Raw genomic sequence first — 16,886 nt, 5'->3', positions numbered from 1 at the left:
GGATGGGCGCATATTTTCTGACCTCTGCCCATGCGGCCCCCTCACCCCGCCTCCGCTTCGCTCGGCGGACCTCTCCCCGAGGGGAGAGGGGAACGGCAGCGTTGCGGCACCTCCCTTCTCCCCTCGGGGAGAAGGTGCCCGAAGGGCGGATGAGGGGGCGGCAACGCCACCCAGCAATTGCGAAATATAGCGTCATCGAAGGAACCCGCTGATGGACAACACCACCTTCGAAGCAAAAACCACCATCAACGGCCCGATGCACGCCTCGCTGCGGCACGATTCCGCCCACAAGCATGTGACGGGAACGGCCGAATATATCGACGACATGCCGGAGCCCGCGGGCACGCTGCATGCGGCACTTGGCATGGCGGACCGGGCGCATGCGGATATCCTCTCCATCGATCTCTCCTCAGTCAGATCCGCCCCCGGCGTGGTGGCGGTGCTGACGGCAGACGACATTCCAGGCGTCAACGACGTCTCCTCCAACGGTAGCCATGACGAGCCGCTGCTCGCCACCGACAAGGTCGAGTTCCACGGCCAGCCGATCTTCGTGGTGATCGGCGAAAGCCGGGATGCGGCGCGTCGTGCGGCACGGCTTGCCAAGATCGAATACCGCGATCTGCCGCACTGGACCGACATCGAAGGCGCGCTGGCCAATGGCGCACCGATGGTCGTCTCACCCATGACGCTGAAGCGCGGCGAGCCGGAAACCGAGATCAACACACCGCCGCTGCGTATCCAGAGCCATATGGTGATTGGCGGGCAGGAGCATTTTTATCTCGAAGGCCAGATTGCGCTCGCCATTCCCGGCGAAGACGAGGATGTGACCGTCTGGTCGTCCACCCAGCACCCGACGGAAGTACAGCATATGGTGGCGCATGTGCTCGCCTGCGCCAACCATGCCGTCACCGTCAACACGCGGCGCATGGGCGGCGGGTTCGGCGGCAAGGAAACGCAGGGCAATCATTTTGCCTGTCTGGCTGCCGTCGCCGCCAAGAAGCTCAACCGCGCCGTCAAATTTCGCCCCGACCGCGACGAGGACATGGCCGTCACCGGCAAGCGCCATGATTTCCGCGTCGATTACGATCTCGCCTTTGACGAGGAAGGCCGTATCCATGCGGTGGATGCGACGTTTGCAGCACGCTGCGGGTTTTCCTCGGATCTCTCCGGCCCCGTCACCGACCGCGCATTGTTCCACACCGATTCCAGCTATTTCTATCCGCATGTGCATCTGACCTCGAAGCCTTTGAAGACGCATACCTGTTCCAACACCGCCTTTCGCGGTTTCGGCGGGCCGCAGGGGCTTTTGGGCGGCGAGCGTTTCATCGAGGAAATCGCCTATGCGGTGGGCAAAGACCCGCTTGATGTGCGCAAGCTGAATTTTTATGGGCAGCCCGGCTCCGGGCGCACGCTCACCCCCTATCACCAGGAGGTGGAGGACAATGTGATCCTGCGCGTGGTGGAGGAACTCGAAGCCTCCAGCGATTACCGCGCGCGGCGTCAGGCAATCATCGATTTCAACGCAACAAGCCCTGTTATCCGCAAGGGCATCGCGCTCACACCGGTCAAATTCGGCATTTCCTTCACCATGACCGCCTTCAACCAGGCGGGAGCCCTCGTGCATGTCTATTCCGATGGTTCGATCCATCTGAACCACGGCGGCACGGAAATGGGCCAGGGGCTTTATACCAAGGTGGCGCAGGTGGTGGCGGATGCCTTCAATGTCGATATCGAGCGGGTAAAAATCACCGCGACGACGACGGGCAAGGTGCCGAACACGTCTGCCACCGCCGCCTCCTCCGGCTCGGACTTGAACGGCATGGCGGCCTATGATGCCGCACGCCAGATCAGGGAACGGCTTGTCGATTTCGCCTGCCGCAAATGGCAGGTGACGGTGGCGGACGTGGAATTCCTGCCCAACCGCGTGCGGGTGGGCACCGAAACGCTGTCCTTCGATCAACTGGTGAAGGCCGCCTATTTCGACCGCGTGCAACTCTCTGCCGCAGGCTTTTACAAGACGCCCAAAATCCACTGGGACCGCGCCGCCGGCCGCGGCCGCCCCTTCTATTATTACGCCTATGGCGCCGCCTGCTCGGAAGTCTCCATCGACACGTTGACCGGCGAATACATGGTGGAGCGTACCGACATCCTGCACGACGTCGGTCGCTCGTTGAACCCGATCATCGATATCGGCCAGGTGGAAGGCGCCTTCGTGCAGGGCATGGGCTGGCTGACGACGGAGGAACTGTGGTGGGATGCCAAGGGCAGGCTTCGCACGCACGCCCCTTCCACCTACAAGATCCCGCTCGCTTCCGACCGGCCAAAGATCTTCAACGTCAAGCTTGCCGAATGGTCGGAAAACCGCGAACCCACCATCGGCCGCTCCAAGGCCGTCGGCGAACCGCCCTTCATGCTGGCGATCTCGGTGTTGGAAGCGATTTCCATGGCGGTGGCTTCCGTGGCCGATTACAGCGTCTGCCCCAGACTCGATGCCCCCGCGACGCCCGAGCGCGTGCTGATGGCGGTGGAGAGGCTGAAGTCGTTGTAGAGTGTGACCCCGGCCGAACAAGCGCCCTATCGGATAGCTGCTGCAATCGATAATATATAACCGTGATGAGATGCGGCCGGAGACAAGACGCAGTGAAGGAATTTCCCAAAGACGGTGGGCAGATGGGACAGGCGATCCGCGTGTTCGACTGGTCCCGCACAGGGATGGATGGAATTGACACCTGGCCTCAGTCGCTGCGCGCCATCGTGCAGATGATGGTGCAGCAGGGCCATGCGATCTGCCTGTTCTGGGGTCCTGACCTCAACATGCTCTACAACGATGCCTATCGGCCGTTTCTCGGCGCGAAGGAGGCGGGCGCCCTTGGCCAGCCGTTTCACACCATCTGGGCCGACGTCTGGGACGACGTAAAACCGCTGGTGGATCAGGCGCTCGCCGGCAAGAGCACCTATATGGAAAACATGCGCCTCATGATGACGCGCAACGGCTATCTGGAGGAAACCTTCTGGACCTTTTCCTATAGCCCACTTTACGATGACGACGGGATTGTTCGTGGATTGATCAACGTGGCGGTCGACACCACACCGCTGATCAAGAGCCAACGCGAGCAGGAAATGCTGCGGCGGGAACTGGTGCATCGAGTGAAGAACACCATGGCGGTCACCACCGCCGTTGTCAGCGCCACCATGCGCCATGCCCAGACGCTGGAGGAAGCACGCCTGACGCTTGGAAACCGTGTCGCAGCCCTTGGCAAGGCGCAAAGCCTCATCCACCAATCGGAAAACGATGCGCTGATCGACGCGGTTGTGACCGAAAGCATGGCAGCCCATGTGGATGATCCCGCACGCATCCGCATCTCCGGTCCGGAAGTTCGCGTTTCGCCGCAGCAGGCCGTGGGCCTGTCTCTTGCCGTCTATGAACTCGCAACCAATGCGCTGAAATATGGCGCTCTGTCCAATGGCAGCGGAACCATCGATATCATCTGGTCGGCCGGGACGGACAATGCCTTTCGCTTTACCTGGCACGAAAGCGGTGGACCGCCGGTTTCTGCCCCCACACGTCGCGGCTTCGGCTCACGCCTCACCGACCAGATCGTCGCCAACTATTTTTCCGGAACCGGCGCGACGACCTACGACCCGGACGGGCTGAGGTTCGAACTGGTTGGCGTCTTCCGCCAGGGCGACGATGTCTGAAGCCGGGCTAGAACTGTTTCTCAACAGGCATGCCGCTTGTGTCTGCGTGACGATCCGCCAGGCCAAGGGATCGACGCCGCGTGAGGCAGGCGCCATCATGCTGGTTGCCGCCACCGCAAGCTGGGGCACGATCGGCGGTGGGCAGCTGGAATTCATGGCAATCGACAATGCGCGTCGCCTCATCGATGGCGAAGGTCTGGGCGAGATGGACATTCCGCTTGGCCCAGACATCGGCCAGTGCTGCGGCGGGCGCACATTGCTGAGTTTCGAGACGGTAACGCCACAGATGGCCGCTGACCTCAGGGCACGCGCTGCCGCAGAGTCTGCCGCCTTCCCCGGAGTCATGCTGTTCGGCGCCGGCCATGTCGGACAGGCGCTGGCGCGCGCGCTCCAGCCCCTGCCCTTTTCGGTTACGGTGGTGGAGACGCGGGCCGAGGCGCTGGAGGATCTGCCCGAGGGCGTAAAAGCCCGCCATGTCGCCATGCCGGAAGCGCTGGTGCGCGATCTTGCCCCCGGCAGCGCCGTCCTCATCCTCACTCACGATCACGCGCTGGATTTCCTGATCGCCCGCGAGGCGCTGTCGCGCGCCGACCTGCCTTATGTCGGCATGATCGGTTCGGCCACAAAACGCGCCACATTCCGAAACTGGCTGGCGCGGGAAACGGACGGTGCCCTCTCCGCCGATCGGCTCATCCTGCCCATCGGCGGCACAACGGTGCGTGACAAGCGCCCGACCGTCATCGCAGCGCTGGTGGCCGCCGAACTGCTCACCGTTTATGCCAGCCTCCCCGGCGCACCTTCATAACGACCGGCGCAGCATGGCATCGCGGGCAGCGTCGAAGGCGGTCTTGTGAGGCAAACCGTGACGCGTCTGGCGCCCATCGCAAAACCCGATGTCCTGCAACTGCGATCCCGGCATCTCCTCCAGATGAAGCGCATTGCTGCGTGGCCTGCTTTTTCCGCCAAGCCACACACCGATCTGGCGCCAGATATCAAGCAGCAGTGCCGGGCGGACGATACCTCTAATTTCGTGTAAACTCATGGGCTTGCTCCCTCTATCCTGTCGAGCGAATTGTCTTTAGGATGCGGGAAAAGAGGGCGAGGATCCAATCGAAGCTTCGTCTGCATGGATCAAGAGAGTTGATGCATTGAAGATGTCAAAACAGTTCCCGCTGAATGCCTTGCGGGTGTTCGAGGCTGTGGCGCGCCACCTGAGCTTTACCAAGGCCGGCGAAGAACTCGGCCTGACACAGACGGCGGTGAGCTATCAGGTAAAACTGCTGGAGGATACGCTGGGCGAGGTGCTGTTCCTGCGCCAGCCGCGCCGGATCCAGCTGACGGATGCCGGAAAACGGCTGGCGCCCAAGGTGTCGGAGAGTTTCGAGCTTCTGCGTGAGGCGATGAACGATCTCAGCCAGACGGCCGAGGGCACGCTCACCATCCATGCCACGGCAACCTTTGCCTCGCAGTGGCTGGCACGCCATCTCGGGGTGTTCCAGCTGCAAAATCCGGGCATCGCCGTGCGCTTGGAAACATCGCAGGAGGTCATCGATTTTTCAAAGACGCAAGCCGACCTTGCCATCCGCACCGGCAAGGGGCACTGGCCCGGCCTGACGGCGCATTTTGCCATGCGCAATCATTTCACTCCCATGCTGAGCCCACAGCTGGCCGACAGTATCGGCGGCATCCGTGAGCCGCTGGACCTGTTGAAACTCAGGATCATCGATCCGAGCGACCCGTGGTGGCGGATCTGGTTTAATGCCGCCGGTTATCCGGATGCGGATCTGGCACGGTATCCGCGCAGCAAGCTCGGTGCACAATCCTTCGAGGCGGCGGCCGCCGTTGCCGGCCATGGCGTTGCCATTCTGCGCCCGGAATTTTATCCGGAGGAAGTGGCGATGGGGCGCCTGATCCAGCCGTTCGATCTCACCTGCGAGGATGGATCGCATTACTGGCTGGTCTATCCCGAAGCGCGCCGCAATTCCGGCAAGGTGCGTGCGTTCCGCGCGTTCCTCAAAAAGGCGCTGCCGGGTTTTGATGCCAACCCTTCTGAAAGCAGGACGTGAGCCGGTGTTGAGGTTAAAGCGGCGGCAGCTTTGCCGTGCGGATGCGCTCCCACAGATCGTCCTCTCGTGACGGGAGCAGTTGCGGCGGCGCCGACACGTCGAGGCGCAGGGCATTCGTGAGATGGCTGACATTCGGTAGTGCGCGCCGGCTGCGGCACGGCAAGTGCCGTTTCAGCCAAGCCAAGAACGCGCCTCTCCACCCGGCAGAACCTCTGGTCCAGACCGCCATGATCGTCTCCAAATTTTAAGAATTATTTGATGTCTGGCTCGACAGATGAGCCTCTATTCAGTCACATACCACCCGTTTCCTGCGCCATACCAATTCAAACGAACAGCCAAGACAGAAAGAGAGCTTATCGGTGAAACTGTCGCGCAAGGTGCCGCTCAACGCAGTCAGGGTGTTCGAGGCCGTGGCACGGCTCGGCAGCTTCACCAAAGCGGGCGAAGAACTGGGCATGACGCAAACGGCGGTCAGCTACCAGATCAGGCTTCTGGAAGACCATGTCGGCGAGATGCTGTTTATCCGCCAGGCGCGGCGCAGCATCCTCACGGCAACCGGCGAGCGCATGCTGCCGAAAATCTCGGAAGCCTTCGGACTGTTGACCGATGCTTTGGCCGACGCGCGGGAACAGGCAGACGGTATTCTGGAAATCCGCTCCACGCCAACCTTTGCCTCCCACTGGCTCGCCCGCCATATCGGCGCTTTCCAGCTCCAGCATCCGGGGCTTGCGGTGCGCATCCTCAGGGTGGACAAGCCGGTCGATTTTGGTACCGACAATGCCGATGTCGTCATCTGGCGGGGCGAGCGGCCGTCGGCGGATGTGGAGGCGCATGAACTGTTCCGATTGAACTATGCACCCATGCTGAGCCCGAAGCTGGCCGAAACAATCGGCGGCGTGACAACCGCGGCGGATCTTCTGAAACTGCCGCTGATCGGCGGCAGCAGCAAATGGTGGGGGATCTGGTTCCGGTCGAACGGCATCGACACCCCCCTGCCCGGCACGATCACGATCGATGCCGACGGCGCGCTGGATCTGGAAGGCAGCGCCGCCATTGCCGGTCACGGCGTGGCGCTGCTGAGCCCGTTTCTTCACCGCGAGGAACTGGAGGCCGGCCGCCTGATCATGCCCTTCGACATCTTCAAGAAGGACGACAGAACCTACTGGCTCATCTCGCCGAAAAGCCGGCGCAGATCGGCCAAGGTCGTGGCCTTTCGCCAGTGGATGACAGGCACCCTGCCGTCCTGGTTGTCATCAGGTCAATAGGCCATGTCGGGGGCATAAAAACAGCGCAGCGTATCCTCGTCGGGATAAAGACAGAGATGATACTCCTCGTCTCCGCTGCGGCGGGTCTGGCTCTGCGGCACACTGAAATCGTGGCGCCTTGTCACCAGCCGGTGTTCGCCGGGACGCAGCGAAATCTCATAACCTTGGGGGGTAACCCGGACGTTCTTCGTCGAGATCATCTGGCAATCGCCATTGTGCTCGTTGCCATTGCAACAGAAGGCTTCATATTTCCAACCGGTCAGCGCCTCGTGGGCGAGCAGGCTGGACGGGAACGCAGACGCAACCACCACCAGTATCGGAATGCTTCGCATGAGCTTAGTCTCCGTTGATGTGTGCATGTCATCGTCGGTGAACGCGCCACGGTTGCCTTCACCGGCTGCCTTGCAAGCATCATATTAGCGCATAAGCATGCATCGGCTAATCCGCATTTATCGCAATGCACAATTCACAGTCGCCGACAGCCTGGCACCAGCCCCGCTGATTGCGACTTTGCGTGGGAAGCACCTGTTGCAGCGCACCCTTTCCCCTTCCCTTCGGCACAAAATTTTCGCACAGTATCTGGCCGGGGAACAGGAAGGGATTCTGGAATGTACGAATATGCCATCGCCTGGGAATGGCTGAGCTTTGCCGCGCGCTGGCTGCATGTGATCACGGCCATTGCCTGGATCGGCTCGTCCTTCTATTTCATCGCGCTCGATCTCGGGCTGGTCAAACGCGCACATCTGCCCGCCGGCGCCTATGGCGAGGAATGGCAGGTGCATGGCGGTGGCTTCTACCACATCCAGAAATATCTCGTGGCGCCCGCCTCGATGCCGGAGCACCTGACCTGGTTCAAGTGGGAAAGTTATGCCACCTGGATGTCCGGTTTCCTGATGCTCGCCATCGTTTATTATGGCGGCGCAGATCTCTTCCTCATCGACCACAGCCTTCTGGAATTGGCTCCCTGGCAGGCGATCTGTCTCTCCATCGCCTCGCTGTCGGTTGGTTGGATCATCTATGACCAGCTCTGCAAATCGCCCATCGGCAACAATACCTGGGGCCTGATGGCGCTGCTTTATGTCGTGCTGGTCGCCATGGCCTGGGGTTATACGCAGGTCTTTACCGGCCGCGCCGCCTTCCTGCATCTGGGTGCCTTCACCGCCACCATCATGTCGGCCAATGTCTTCTTCATCATCATTCCCAACCAGAAGATCGTCGTTGCCGACTTGATTGCCGGGCGCACGCCCGATCCGAAATACGGACGCATCGCCAAGCAGCGTTCGCTGCACAACAATTATCTCACGCTGCCCGTCATCTTCTTCATGCTGTCGAACCATTATCCGCTGGCCTTTGGCACGCAGTTTAACTGGATGATTGCAGCACTGGTGTTTCTGATGGGCGTCACCATCCGCCACTGGTTCAACACCACGCATGCGCGCAAGGGAAAACCGACCTGGACATGGCTCGTCACGGTGATCCTGTTTATCCTGATCATGTGGCTGTCGACCGTGCCAAAAGTTCTGACGGGTGAAACGGAGGTTTCCCTGTCGCCCATCCAGCAAAAGTTTGCGAGCGACGTGCATTTCGCCTCCGCCCGCGATGTGGTGCAGGGCCGCTGCGCCATGTGCCATGCGGCAGAACCGGCCTGGGAAGGCATCAGCTTTGCACCAAAGGGCGTAAAGTTCGAAACGGATGGCGAGATTGCCGCCCATGCCCATGAAATCTATATCCAGGCCGGCCGCAGCCATGCCATGCCGCCCGGCAATATCACAGCCATCACGCCGGAGGAGCGCAAGCTTCTGACCGCGTGGTATGAAAGCGCCACGGGCGCCACCGGAGCCACACGCTAATGACATGCCTTCTCCTGCGCGGCCGCCTTTTGTCCTTCCACCGCGCGCCCGAAAGCCTCTCCGATACCGCAAGCTACCTCTATGAGGAGGATGGCGGACTGCTGATCGAGGATGGCCGGATCGTGAAGGCCGGCACCTATCGCGACGTGAAGGCGCAGGCTCCTGAGACCGCCGAGGAGGTGGACCACCGCCCGCACCTCATCCTGCCCGGCTTGATCGACACCCATGTGCATTTTCCGCAGATGCAGGTGATTGCCTCTTATGCCGCAAACCTGCTCGAGTGGCTGAACACCTATACATTCCCGGAGGAATGCCGCTTCGTGGAGACCGCCCATGCGGCGCGCATCGCCACGCATTTTTATGACGAATTCCTGCGCCAGGGCACCACGACCGCCGTTGCCTATTGCTCCGTTCACAAGACCTCCGCCGACGCCTTTTTTGCCGAGGCCATGCGCCGCAACATGCTGATGGTGGGCGGCAAGGTGATGATGGACCGCAACGCCCCGCAGGGCCTGCTCGACACCGCCCAGCTCGGTTATGACGAAACCCGCGCGGTGATCGAGGAATGGCACGGCAAGGGCCGAAACCACGTGGCGATCACGCCGCGTTTTGCCATCACCTCCACGCCGGAGCAGATGAGCGCCGCGCAGGCGCTGGCGCAAGAATTTCCAGACCTGCATATCCAGACGCATCTGTCGGAAAACCACGACGAGATCCGCTACACCTGCGAACTGTATCCCGACGCGACCGACTACACCGACATCTATGCCCGCTACGGTCTTCTCGGCAAAAAGACCCTTCTTGGCCATGCCATCCACCTGTCGGAGCGCGAGGCAGACGTGCTGGCAGACACCGGCTCGGTGGCGGTGCATTGCCCCACCTCGAACCTCTTTCTCGGCTCAGGCCTGTTTCCGCTGAAAGCGCTCGCACGGCGGGACAAGCCGGTGCGCATCGGCGTAGCTACCGATATCGGCGGCGGATCGAGCTATTCCATGCTGAAGACGCTGGACGAGGCCTACAAGATCCAGCAGCTGCTCGGTGAGCGCCTGAACCCGCTCGACAGTTTTTATCACATGACCCGCGGCAATGCCGAGGCGCTGTCACTGGCCGACCGCATCGGCACGCTGGAAGACGGCACCGACGCCGACCTCGTGGTGCTGAATGCCGCAGCGACCCCCGCCATGAAGCTGCGGATGGAAACGATCAGCACGCTGCCGGAAGAGCTTTTCCTGCTGCAGACGCTGGGGGACGACCGCAGCGTGGTGGAGACTTATGTGGCGGGACGGGCGATGAAGAGCGGGCTATGATCGCGTTTGACTGGCCTTGTAGACGGCCGAACGCTCCCGCTTGCCGACGGCAACGACAACCACGGTGATGCGGCTGTCTTCCACCCGGTAGACCAGCCGGTATCCGGCGGCACGCAGCTTGATCTTGTAGTGATCGGGCATGCCACGCAGGAGATCGGCCGCAACGCGCGGATGCTCCAGCCGCTCAGCCAGTTTGCGCTTGAACTGCGCGCGCAGCGTATCCCCGAGTTTTTCCCACTCCTTGAGCGCGGCGGGCAGAAACTCGAGTCTATAGGTCATCGAGTTCGACCGGAACACCCTTATCCCCTGCCCGCGCCCGCGCAATCTCGGCAAGCGTCTGGTCATCAAGCGCGTCCATCAGCGCTTCATAGGTCCGGGCAGGCACCATGTAGGCGATCACCCGGTTATGGTTGAGGACGGCAACCGCCTGCCCGTTTGCCCCGTCCACGACAGCGGTTGGGTTCTTCTTCACATCGGAGACACTGACGGCCATCTCTGCTTCGACACGCTGCATTCGTCACCTTTTTTAAGCTGATTTTTCGCACCATATATCACACCAAGGCCCGTTATCACAGCAGCCTACCCTTGATTGTTGTCTGCGGAATTCACTTTCCTCACCCGCCCCATATGGTAGTGATCTAGCAAGCCCTTCAGAGGAGAATACCGCGCCCATGTCCAAGCCGCTGACCATCGCCGACCTCAAAAACCTCGCTCGCCGCCGCGTGCCAAAAATGTTCTTCGACTATGCCGACAGCGGCTCGTGGACGGAGGGGACGTACCGGGCGAACGAGCAGGATTTTGCGGCGATCAAGCTTCGCCAGCGCGTGCTGGTGGACATGACGGACCGCTCCTTGAAGAGCGAGATGATCGGCCAGCCGGTTTCCATGCCAGTGGCGCTGTCGCCGACGGGTCTGACCGGCATGCAGCATGCCGATGGCGAAATGCTGGCAGCCAAGGCTGCGGAAGAGTTTGGCGTGCCCTTCACACTGTCGACCATGAGCATCTGCTCGATCGAGGATGTCGCCTCGGTCACCACAAAACCGTTCTGGTTCCAGCTTTATGTGATGAAGGACCGCGCCTTCATCGAAAACCTCATCGAGCGGGCCAAGGCTGCCGGTTGCTCGGCGCTTGTCGTCACGGCCGACCTGCAGATCCTTGGCCAGCGCCACAAGGATTTGCGCAACGGACTTTCCGCCCCGCCGAAATTCACGCCAAAACACATCTGGCAGATGGCGACGCGGCCCAAGTGGTGCCTCGACATGGCGCGCACCAAACGCCACGGCTTTGGCAATATCGTCGGCCACGCCAAAAATGTTTCCGACCTTTCCTCGCTCAGCGTCTGGACGGCGGAACAGTTCGACCCGCGCCTCTCCTGGGCCGATATCGCCTGGATCAAGGAGCGCTGGCAGGGCAAGCTGATCATCAAGGGCATTCTAGACGAGGAAGATGCGCGCGCTGCCGCCGATACCGGCGCAGACGCCATCATCGTCTCCAACCACGGCGGCCGCCAGCTCGATGGCGCACCGTCTGCCATCAGCATGCTGCCGAAAATCGTGGAAGCCGTTGGCGACCGCATCGAGGTGCATCTCGACAGCGGCATCCGCTCCGGCCAGGACGTGCTGAAGGCCGTCGCGCTTGGCGCCAAAGGCACCTATATCGGCCGCCCCTTCCTCTACGGCCTTGGCGCCATGGGGAAAGAAGGCGTCGAACTTGCGCTTTCCATCATCGCCAAGGAGATGGATATCACCATGGCGCTCTGCGGCAAACGCGACATCAAGGCCGTGGACAAGGGGATTATTGCGCACTCGCCGTATTGAGGGCTTTGGCTTCCGATGAGCCATCAAGTGTTTGCGGATGAACTTGCTTGCAGTGTTCCGCAGACACTTCTTGGCAACAGCATTGTTTTCTCTGAAGAGCCAGTCTTTCGACTAACACCAAAGCAACTTCGCCAATTGGAATGGGGAATTTATAATCTTTCATGAGCGTAGTCCGGCTGAATAAAATCAGCACGTCCTGGGCCCTATGACGTACGTTAGGCTATCAATTGCCGATTCGCAACCATCGAAGCTTACGCCAGCCACCCCGTTGCCAGACCGGCTGCCCAATCGGGGCGGCCGTTTTCGTCTGCGACACGCGACTGCGCCATGTTGTCATAACGCACCAGGCGAAAACTGACGGTCCAGCCGGCATCGCCCGTTTCACAGATAGCATAGGAGGCCATCGGCGTGCCGGCCTCGACGCGGTGGTAGACGGGCGCATCGTCTTCATAGGCCGGACAGCCGACGCTGCCGGGATTGACGATCAACCGGCCATCCGAAAGCTGGACCGCGCGCGCAAGATGCGAATGGCCGCAAAGGATCAGCGACTGCGCAATGCCCTCCGCGCGCGCCTCGATACCGGCGCGCGGGCGCAGATGCACCGCGCCGTCCGGCGAGACCGTCTCCAGCCAATAGGTGTTATCGTCCTCAGGCGTTGCATGGCAGAGATAGACATCGCGATGCCAGACAAGCGTGGGGGTAAGGGTTGTCAGCCATTCCAGATGCAGCGGATCCAGAAGATCGTAGGCTGCAGCATCCGAGGCATGCATATCAGCCCGCGGCTGCTCGATCAGGTATCGATCATGGTTGCCGCGCACTGTGGGAAGATCGAGCGACATCAAGAGGTCGGCCACACGATCCGCTTCCAGCGGCCCGGAAAAACAGTCGCCCAGGTTGACGATGGCATTGGTGGCAATTCCCTGTGCGCCGATATCAAGCAGCACGGCCTCAAGGGCTGCACAATTGCCATGAATATCGGCGATGGCGGCAAAACGCATCACTGGTCAGCTCCCGCGATAGGTGGAATAGCCATAGGGCGAGATGAGAAGCGGCACATGATAGTGCCCGGCCTCATCGGCAATGCCGAAACGGATCGGGATAACATCGAGAAAGGCGGGCTCGGCCAGCGGCGCCTGCACCTTGCGCAGGTAATCGCCGGCATAAAACACCAGCTCGTAAATGCCGGCCTTGAAATCTTCGCCGATCAGAATGGGTCCGCCCTCCACCCGGCCATCGCCGTTTGTCACGACCGTCTTCAGAAGCGAGCGGCTTTCGCCGTTCAATCGGAAGAGGTCGATACGCAGCCCTTCCGCCGGGGTGCCGAGGGCCGTGTCGAGAACATGCGTGGTCAATCCGGTCATGAGTGTGGCTCGCTGATGAAAAAAGGCTGATCGAAAAAGAATTCTTCCAGATTGTTGCCGGGCCCGTCGCGGTCGACAACCAGAAAGTCGCTGGCGGCCCCGATCGTCATCAGGGGATGGTGCCAGACATTGGCCCGGTAGTTCACGCCCTGATCGCCGCGTGCCAGAAAAACCTGCGGCACGCCCGGCCGCCCGCCCTCATCCTCTGACACCACAACGAGATAAGGCCGGCCAGAAAGCGGCGAAAAGCTCTGACTGCCAAAGGGATGGCGCTCCATCATGGAGATGGCATAGGGTAAGCTGCGCGGCTGGCCGCGAAAGATGTTGAGGATGACGCGAGCACCCTCGCCCAGTGCTTCCGCGGCCCCCAGCGCATGAAACCGCTCGGTATTGCCGCCATTGATGTGTCTCATGGTGGCCGGATCGGCCTCGATCACATCCCCAAAGGGCAGGAAGGCATCGCGCGTCAGCGCACGGACAGGAAGCATCGTCGGCATCTAAAATCATTCACCCTGGGCATGGATCTGGCGCAGCATGCGCAGTTGGAAAAGAAGGTCGGGGACGGCCTTAGTCGCCGTCATCCACACCGTATCGAGATTGATACTGAGGTATCCGTGGGCGATGCGATTGCGCATGCCGCGCATTTCCACCCACGCCATATCGTGATGGTCTGCGGCGAAATCCGGATAGAGATCGGCCAGTTGCGTGGCCGCCTCGCCGATGATGAGAAGATTCATCCCCACCGCGCGTTGCGTCAGAACGTCCTGAAGAAACCCGTCCTTGGACATGCTGGCGATAAACTGGCCAATCTCGTTGCACGCCCGCGTCATTTCCTCCAGATACACGATCAGGCGCGGGCGCGTCATACGGGCCTTGCTTCCTGCAGCACCTGCGCACGGATGCGCTGTGGGAAATCTCCGGGTGTCAGAAGATGGATTTCGGCGCCCTGCAAGGCATTCTGCAAATCGACCAGCAGTCCGCCGAGATCAAACAGCGTCGTATCCTCCAGTGGGTCGACCAGAATATCGAGATCGCTGCCCTCGCGGTCTTCGCCGCGCGCAACGGAGCCGAAGACGCGCGGGTTTTCAGCCTTGCGCTTTGCCACAAGGCGACGAATGACGTCGCGGTTCCTCTCCAGCACTTCCGATGGGCGCATGGAAACACTCCTTCTGCACCGGTGACTATAAGCGACGTTGCCTTGGCGGCAAAGCGATCTTCACGGATCCGGCAGCAGGCTTTCGAGCCGCAGCAGCGCGATGCGCTCCACCTGGCCGCACGCGGTCTCGAACTCGTCTGCGCGGCTGTTGCCGATACGGGCCTCGAAGGCCGCCAGAATATCGTGTCTGTTCAGCCCCTTCACGGCGATGATGAAGGGAAAGCCGAATTTTTCGACATAGGCGGTATTCAGTTCGGTAAAGCGCGCATGCTCTTGCGGGCTTAAGCGATCAAGGCCGGCACCGGCCTGTTCCTTGGCGCTGTCCTCGGTCAGTCCGCCTGCCACCGCAAGCTTGCCGGCAAGATCCGGATGCGCGCTGAGAACGGAAAGCTTTTCCTCGGCATCCGCCGTTCGAAACACGGCCACCATCGCAGCATGGACGCGATCGACGTTCAGATGGTCACCGAGCACCATGCCGTCGTCATAGGCGCGCTCGGCAATGAACGGCGAATGTTCGAAGATGCCGCCGAAGCGGTCGACAAAATCTTCTCGCGTGATCATCAGATCGTTTCCGGTTTGTGGTGCTCGTGCCAGTGGCGGGCAATCTCGATGCGTTTCGGGATCCACACCTTTTCGTGGGAGAGCACATATTCCATGAAGCGTTTGAGCGCGGCGATACGACCCGGACGGCCGACAAGGCGGCAATGCAGGCCGATGGACATCATTTTCGGCGCGCCTTCCAGGCCTTCCTGATAAAGCGTATCGAACGTATCCTTCAGGTAAGAATAGAACTGGTCGCCGGAATTGAAACCCTGCGGCGTTGCAAAACGCATGTCGTTGGCATCGAGCGTGTAGGGAATGATGAGGAACGGCTTGCCGTCCACGCCCCTCACCCAGAACGGCAGGTCATCGGCATAGCTGTCGGAGGAATAGAGAAAACCGCCCTCCTCCTGCACCAACCGCAGCGTATTGTCCGAGGGCTTACCCTGGTACATGCCGTAGGGCCGCTCGCCGGCAATCTCGGTGTGCAGGCGCACGGCGTCCAGAATGTGCTGGCGCTCGAGGTCTTCCGGGTAATCCTTGTATTCGTGCCAGCGATAACCGTGGCTGGCAATCTCCCAGCCGGCCTCGTTCATGGCAGCCACGGCTTCCGGGTTGCGCAGCATGGCAAGCGTGACGCCATAAACCGTGCAGGGCACGTTCAGCCCGGTAAACAGCCGGTGCAGGCGCCAGAAGCCGGCGCGCGAGCCGTATTCGTAGATGCTTTCCATGTTGAGATTGCGCTGGCCAGGCCATGCTGCCGCACCGACGATTTCCGACAGCAGGTTTTCAGAGGCCGGATCGCCATCGAGAATGCAGCTTTCGCCGCCCTCCTCGTAATTGATGACGAATTGCACGGCCACGCGGGCCTCTCCCGGCCAGTGCGGATGCGGCACTTGGCGTCCATAACCAACGAGATCGCGCGGATAATCAGTCTCTGCCACCATCAAATCACCTTTTGAAGCAAAGGCCTGACGGTAACATCCGCGTGGCGAAAGTCGAGACGCAATGTTGCATTGCACGCAAGGAGATGTCAGGCGCTCCGGCGTGCAGACACGCTGCCGAGCGGATGCAGCGAATGGACGACGAAAGGCGCGCCCGGTTCGCTTTCGACAAACAGCGCAAGGTTCAACACTTCCGGCGGCCGTTCGAGAAACGGCTCGAAATAACGGCGCAACATCGCGTCGAAGCGGGGGATTTCCGATGCTCCCACCGGCCCCGTCAGCGTCATGTGGAAGCGGAATTCATCCATCACATGCGGATGGCCGAAGCGGTAGAGATTGGAAAACTGCGTGGCCGACAGATGGCCGGGATCGGCGCGTTCCAGTTCCGCCTCGGTGAGGCTTGCGCGAAACACATCGAAATGCTGCACGACAGCGCCCGCCAGATGATGCAGCGGTTCCGATGGCAACACTGGCGCCAGCGCAAAGCGGTTGCCAATCCGCACCACTTCCAGCTTTGGCAGGCGAAATGGCGGGTGCTGGCCGGAAAAATGCATGAGATTGCGCAAAAGCAGCGCCTCGGTCATGCCGTCCGCCAGCCGGAAAGGCGGCTTCAGCGTGCCATGAAACCCGTAGCGGCGCGGCACGGCCGTGTTGAAGGCAATCTCGTGAATGCCAAGGCCGCGAATGGCCGGCGGCTCCGTCGCCTCCCCGGAAAAGGCATTTCGCCCCAGCCATTGCGCAGCAGCAAGCGTCAGCGGATCACTGGCCGGCGGCGTAAAATTGATGGCATATCGCATACGTCACCTCACCTCGCACCCGCCAGGCCCCTCTCTCTGAGGTAGGATCTAGGTGATTTGCGTGACAGATTGACGACGCGGCAT

General features: G+C 61.0%; 21 protein-coding genes and 1 pseudogene. 9 read left to right on the top strand and 13 right to left on the bottom strand.

What is annotated here, in order from left to right; translation table 11 throughout:
• Positions 1 to 10: 10 nt before the first annotated feature.
• The 4 genes and pseudogenes from AC4CWH_RS03040 to xdhC all read left to right on the top strand — a co-directional run.
• Positions 11 to 160: pseudogene (locus AC4CWH_RS03040) on the top strand (endonuclease domain-containing protein); the annotation flags it as partial.
• A gap of 51 nt (positions 161 to 211) precedes the next feature.
• Positions 212 to 2,548 (top strand): xanthine dehydrogenase molybdopterin binding subunit, encoded by a 2,337-nt coding sequence (gene xdhB, locus AC4CWH_RS03035; protein ID WP_491320327.1) that lies wholly within the window; start codon positions 212 to 214, stop codon positions 2,546 to 2,548.
• 92 nt (positions 2,549 to 2,640) lie between these two features.
• Positions 2,641 to 3,699, top strand: a complete 1,059-nt coding sequence (locus AC4CWH_RS03030) for a sensor histidine kinase (RefSeq protein ID WP_491320326.1) — start codon at positions 2,641 to 2,643, stop codon at positions 3,697 to 3,699.
• Positions 3,692 to 4,504: a xanthine dehydrogenase accessory protein XdhC gene (gene xdhC / locus AC4CWH_RS03025; RefSeq protein ID WP_491320325.1), complete on the top strand. Its 813-nt coding sequence runs from the start codon at positions 3,692 to 3,694 to the stop codon at positions 4,502 to 4,504. Before AC4CWH_RS03030 ends, xdhC begins: the two co-directional genes overlap by 8 nt.
• On the opposite strand, the gene AC4CWH_RS03020 is transcribed toward xdhC, so the two are convergent.
• Complete coding sequence (locus AC4CWH_RS03020) at positions 4,499 to 4,741, bottom strand: hypothetical protein (protein ID WP_491320324.1); 243 nt, start codon at positions 4,739 to 4,741, stop codon at positions 4,499 to 4,501. The genes xdhC and AC4CWH_RS03020 overlap by 6 nt on opposite strands.
• Before the next feature lie 112 nt (positions 4,742 to 4,853).
• On the opposite strand from AC4CWH_RS03020, the gene AC4CWH_RS03015 reads away from it, so the two are divergent.
• The gene (locus AC4CWH_RS03015; protein ID WP_491320323.1) at positions 4,854 to 5,765 is read left to right on the top strand and encodes a LysR substrate-binding domain-containing protein; all 912 of its coding nucleotides are present in this window, start codon (positions 4,854 to 4,856) and stop codon (positions 5,763 to 5,765) included.
• Positions 5,766 to 5,778: 13 nt separating this feature from the next.
• On the opposite strand, the gene AC4CWH_RS03010 is transcribed toward AC4CWH_RS03015, so the two are convergent.
• Positions 5,779 to 5,949, bottom strand: a complete 171-nt coding sequence (locus tag AC4CWH_RS03010) for a hypothetical protein (RefSeq protein ID WP_491320322.1) — start codon at positions 5,947 to 5,949, stop codon at positions 5,779 to 5,781.
• A 175-nt stretch (positions 5,950 to 6,124) separates the two neighbouring features.
• Between AC4CWH_RS03010 and AC4CWH_RS03005 the strand changes: the two genes are divergently transcribed.
• A complete protein-coding gene (locus AC4CWH_RS03005) occupies positions 6,125 to 7,030 on the top strand; it encodes a LysR substrate-binding domain-containing protein (RefSeq protein ID WP_491320321.1) in 906 nt (301 codons plus the stop codon).
• Here AC4CWH_RS03005 and AC4CWH_RS03000 read toward each other — a convergent pair.
• The gene (locus AC4CWH_RS03000) at positions 7,024 to 7,362 is read right to left on the bottom strand and encodes a hypothetical protein (protein ID WP_491320320.1); all 339 of its coding nucleotides are present in this window, start codon (positions 7,360 to 7,362) and stop codon (positions 7,024 to 7,026) included. The genes AC4CWH_RS03005 and AC4CWH_RS03000 overlap by 7 nt on opposite strands.
• Before the next feature lie 276 nt (positions 7,363 to 7,638).
• On the opposite strand from AC4CWH_RS03000, the gene puuD reads away from it, so the two are divergent.
• Entirely contained in the window at positions 7,639 to 8,880 is a 1,242-nt protein-coding gene (puuD, locus tag AC4CWH_RS02995; protein WP_491320319.1) for a urate hydroxylase PuuD, read from the top strand.
• Positions 8,880 to 10,187, top strand: coding sequence for a guanine deaminase (gene guaD, locus AC4CWH_RS02990; protein WP_491320318.1), 1,308 nt, complete (start codon positions 8,880 to 8,882; stop codon positions 10,185 to 10,187). Before puuD ends, guaD begins: the two co-directional genes overlap by 1 nt.
• Here guaD and AC4CWH_RS02985 read toward each other — a convergent pair.
• Positions 10,182 to 10,466 (bottom strand): type II toxin-antitoxin system RelE family toxin, encoded by a 285-nt coding sequence (locus AC4CWH_RS02985; RefSeq protein ID WP_491320317.1) that lies wholly within the window; start codon positions 10,464 to 10,466, stop codon positions 10,182 to 10,184. The genes guaD and AC4CWH_RS02985 overlap by 6 nt on opposite strands.
• Positions 10,456 to 10,701 (bottom strand): type II toxin-antitoxin system Phd/YefM family antitoxin, encoded by a 246-nt coding sequence (locus tag AC4CWH_RS02980; protein ID WP_491320316.1) that lies wholly within the window; start codon positions 10,699 to 10,701, stop codon positions 10,456 to 10,458. Before AC4CWH_RS02980 ends, AC4CWH_RS02985 begins: the two co-directional genes overlap by 11 nt.
• Before the next feature lie 157 nt (positions 10,702 to 10,858).
• On the opposite strand from AC4CWH_RS02980, the gene AC4CWH_RS02975 reads away from it, so the two are divergent.
• Positions 10,859 to 12,004 (top strand): alpha-hydroxy acid oxidase, encoded by a 1,146-nt coding sequence (locus AC4CWH_RS02975; RefSeq protein WP_491320315.1) that lies wholly within the window; start codon positions 10,859 to 10,861, stop codon positions 12,002 to 12,004.
• 251 nt (positions 12,005 to 12,255) lie between these two features.
• Here the strand turns inward: AC4CWH_RS02975 and AC4CWH_RS02970 are convergent, their stop codons facing one another.
• The 8 genes from AC4CWH_RS02970 to AC4CWH_RS02935 form a co-directional block, all read right to left on the bottom strand.
• Positions 12,256 to 13,002, bottom strand: a complete 747-nt coding sequence (locus AC4CWH_RS02970) for a metallophosphoesterase family protein (RefSeq protein WP_491321339.1) — start codon at positions 13,000 to 13,002, stop codon at positions 12,256 to 12,258.
• Between the two features lie 6 nt (positions 13,003 to 13,008).
• The gene (gene uraH / locus AC4CWH_RS02965) at positions 13,009 to 13,365 is read right to left on the bottom strand and encodes a hydroxyisourate hydrolase (RefSeq protein ID WP_491320314.1); all 357 of its coding nucleotides are present in this window, start codon (positions 13,363 to 13,365) and stop codon (positions 13,009 to 13,011) included.
• A complete protein-coding gene (locus AC4CWH_RS02960; RefSeq protein WP_491320313.1) occupies positions 13,362 to 13,862 on the bottom strand; it encodes an ureidoglycolate lyase in 501 nt (166 codons plus the stop codon). Before AC4CWH_RS02960 ends, uraH begins: the two co-directional genes overlap by 4 nt.
• Positions 13,863 to 13,868: 6 nt before the next feature.
• A complete protein-coding gene (locus AC4CWH_RS02955; protein ID WP_491320312.1) occupies positions 13,869 to 14,231 on the bottom strand; it encodes a HepT-like ribonuclease domain-containing protein in 363 nt (120 codons plus the stop codon).
• A complete protein-coding gene (locus AC4CWH_RS02950; protein WP_491320311.1) occupies positions 14,228 to 14,521 on the bottom strand; it encodes a nucleotidyltransferase family protein in 294 nt (97 codons plus the stop codon). The genes AC4CWH_RS02955 and AC4CWH_RS02950 overlap by 4 nt, the downstream gene beginning before the upstream one ends.
• A gap of 60 nt (positions 14,522 to 14,581) precedes the next feature.
• Positions 14,582 to 15,082, bottom strand: a complete 501-nt coding sequence (gene uraD, locus AC4CWH_RS02945; protein WP_491320310.1) for a 2-oxo-4-hydroxy-4-carboxy-5-ureidoimidazoline decarboxylase — start codon at positions 15,080 to 15,082, stop codon at positions 14,582 to 14,584.
• Entirely contained in the window at positions 15,082 to 16,008 is a 927-nt protein-coding gene (gene puuE / locus AC4CWH_RS02940; RefSeq protein WP_491320309.1) for an allantoinase PuuE, read from the bottom strand. The genes uraD and puuE overlap by 1 nt, the downstream gene beginning before the upstream one ends.
• Positions 16,009 to 16,094: 86 nt before the next feature.
• The gene (locus tag AC4CWH_RS02935; protein ID WP_491284132.1) at positions 16,095 to 16,802 is read right to left on the bottom strand and encodes a DUF1045 domain-containing protein; all 708 of its coding nucleotides are present in this window, start codon (positions 16,800 to 16,802) and stop codon (positions 16,095 to 16,097) included.
• Positions 16,803 to 16,886: the final 84 nt, after the last annotated feature.

The organism is Neorhizobium sp. PAMB6716 (assembly GCF_058242805.1).
This window is presented reverse-complemented; position numbering and strand designations above follow the sequence as displayed.

Bases quoted from the DNA above. Each gene is read 5' to 3' on its own strand.
- xdhB (WP_491320327.1), top strand. From the start codon at position 212: ATGGACAACACCACCTTCGAAGCAAAAACCACCATCAACGGCCCGATG.
- xdhC (WP_491320325.1), top strand. From the start codon at position 3,692: ATGTCTGAAGCCGGGCTAGAACTGTTTCTCAACAGGCATGCCGCTTGT.
- AC4CWH_RS03020 (WP_491320324.1), bottom strand. From the start codon at position 4,741: ATGAGTTTACACGAAATTAGAGGTATCGTCCGCCCGGCACTGCTGCTT.
- AC4CWH_RS03015 (WP_491320323.1), top strand. From the start codon at position 4,854: ATGTCAAAACAGTTCCCGCTGAATGCCTTGCGGGTGTTCGAGGCTGTG.
- AC4CWH_RS03000 (WP_491320320.1), bottom strand. From the start codon at position 7,362: ATGCGAAGCATTCCGATACTGGTGGTGGTTGCGTCTGCGTTCCCGTCC.
- puuD (WP_491320319.1), top strand. From the start codon at position 7,639: ATGTACGAATATGCCATCGCCTGGGAATGGCTGAGCTTTGCCGCGCGC.
- guaD (WP_491320318.1), top strand. From the start codon at position 8,880: ATGACATGCCTTCTCCTGCGCGGCCGCCTTTTGTCCTTCCACCGCGCG.
- AC4CWH_RS02985 (WP_491320317.1), bottom strand. From the start codon at position 10,466: ATGACCTATAGACTCGAGTTTCTGCCCGCCGCGCTCAAGGAGTGGGAA.
- AC4CWH_RS02980 (WP_491320316.1), bottom strand. From the start codon at position 10,701: ATGCAGCGTGTCGAAGCAGAGATGGCCGTCAGTGTCTCCGATGTGAAG.
- AC4CWH_RS02975 (WP_491320315.1), top strand. From the start codon at position 10,859: ATGTCCAAGCCGCTGACCATCGCCGACCTCAAAAACCTCGCTCGCCGC.
- AC4CWH_RS02970 (WP_491321339.1), bottom strand. From the start codon at position 13,002: ATGCGTTTTGCCGCCATCGCCGATATTCATGGCAATTGTGCAGCCCTT.
- uraH (WP_491320314.1), bottom strand. From the start codon at position 13,365: ATGACCGGATTGACCACGCATGTTCTCGACACGGCCCTCGGCACCCCG.
- AC4CWH_RS02960 (WP_491320313.1), bottom strand. From the start codon at position 13,862: ATGCCGACGATGCTTCCTGTCCGTGCGCTGACGCGCGATGCCTTCCTG.
- AC4CWH_RS02955 (WP_491320312.1), bottom strand. From the start codon at position 14,231: ATGACGCGCCCGCGCCTGATCGTGTATCTGGAGGAAATGACGCGGGCG.
- AC4CWH_RS02950 (WP_491320311.1), bottom strand. From the start codon at position 14,521: ATGCGCCCATCGGAAGTGCTGGAGAGGAACCGCGACGTCATTCGTCGC.
- uraD (WP_491320310.1), bottom strand. From the start codon at position 15,082: ATGATCACGCGAGAAGATTTTGTCGACCGCTTCGGCGGCATCTTCGAA.
- puuE (WP_491320309.1), bottom strand. From the start codon at position 16,008: ATGGTGGCAGAGACTGATTATCCGCGCGATCTCGTTGGTTATGGACGC.
- AC4CWH_RS02935 (WP_491284132.1), bottom strand. From the start codon at position 16,802: ATGCGATATGCCATCAATTTTACGCCGCCGGCCAGTGATCCGCTGACG.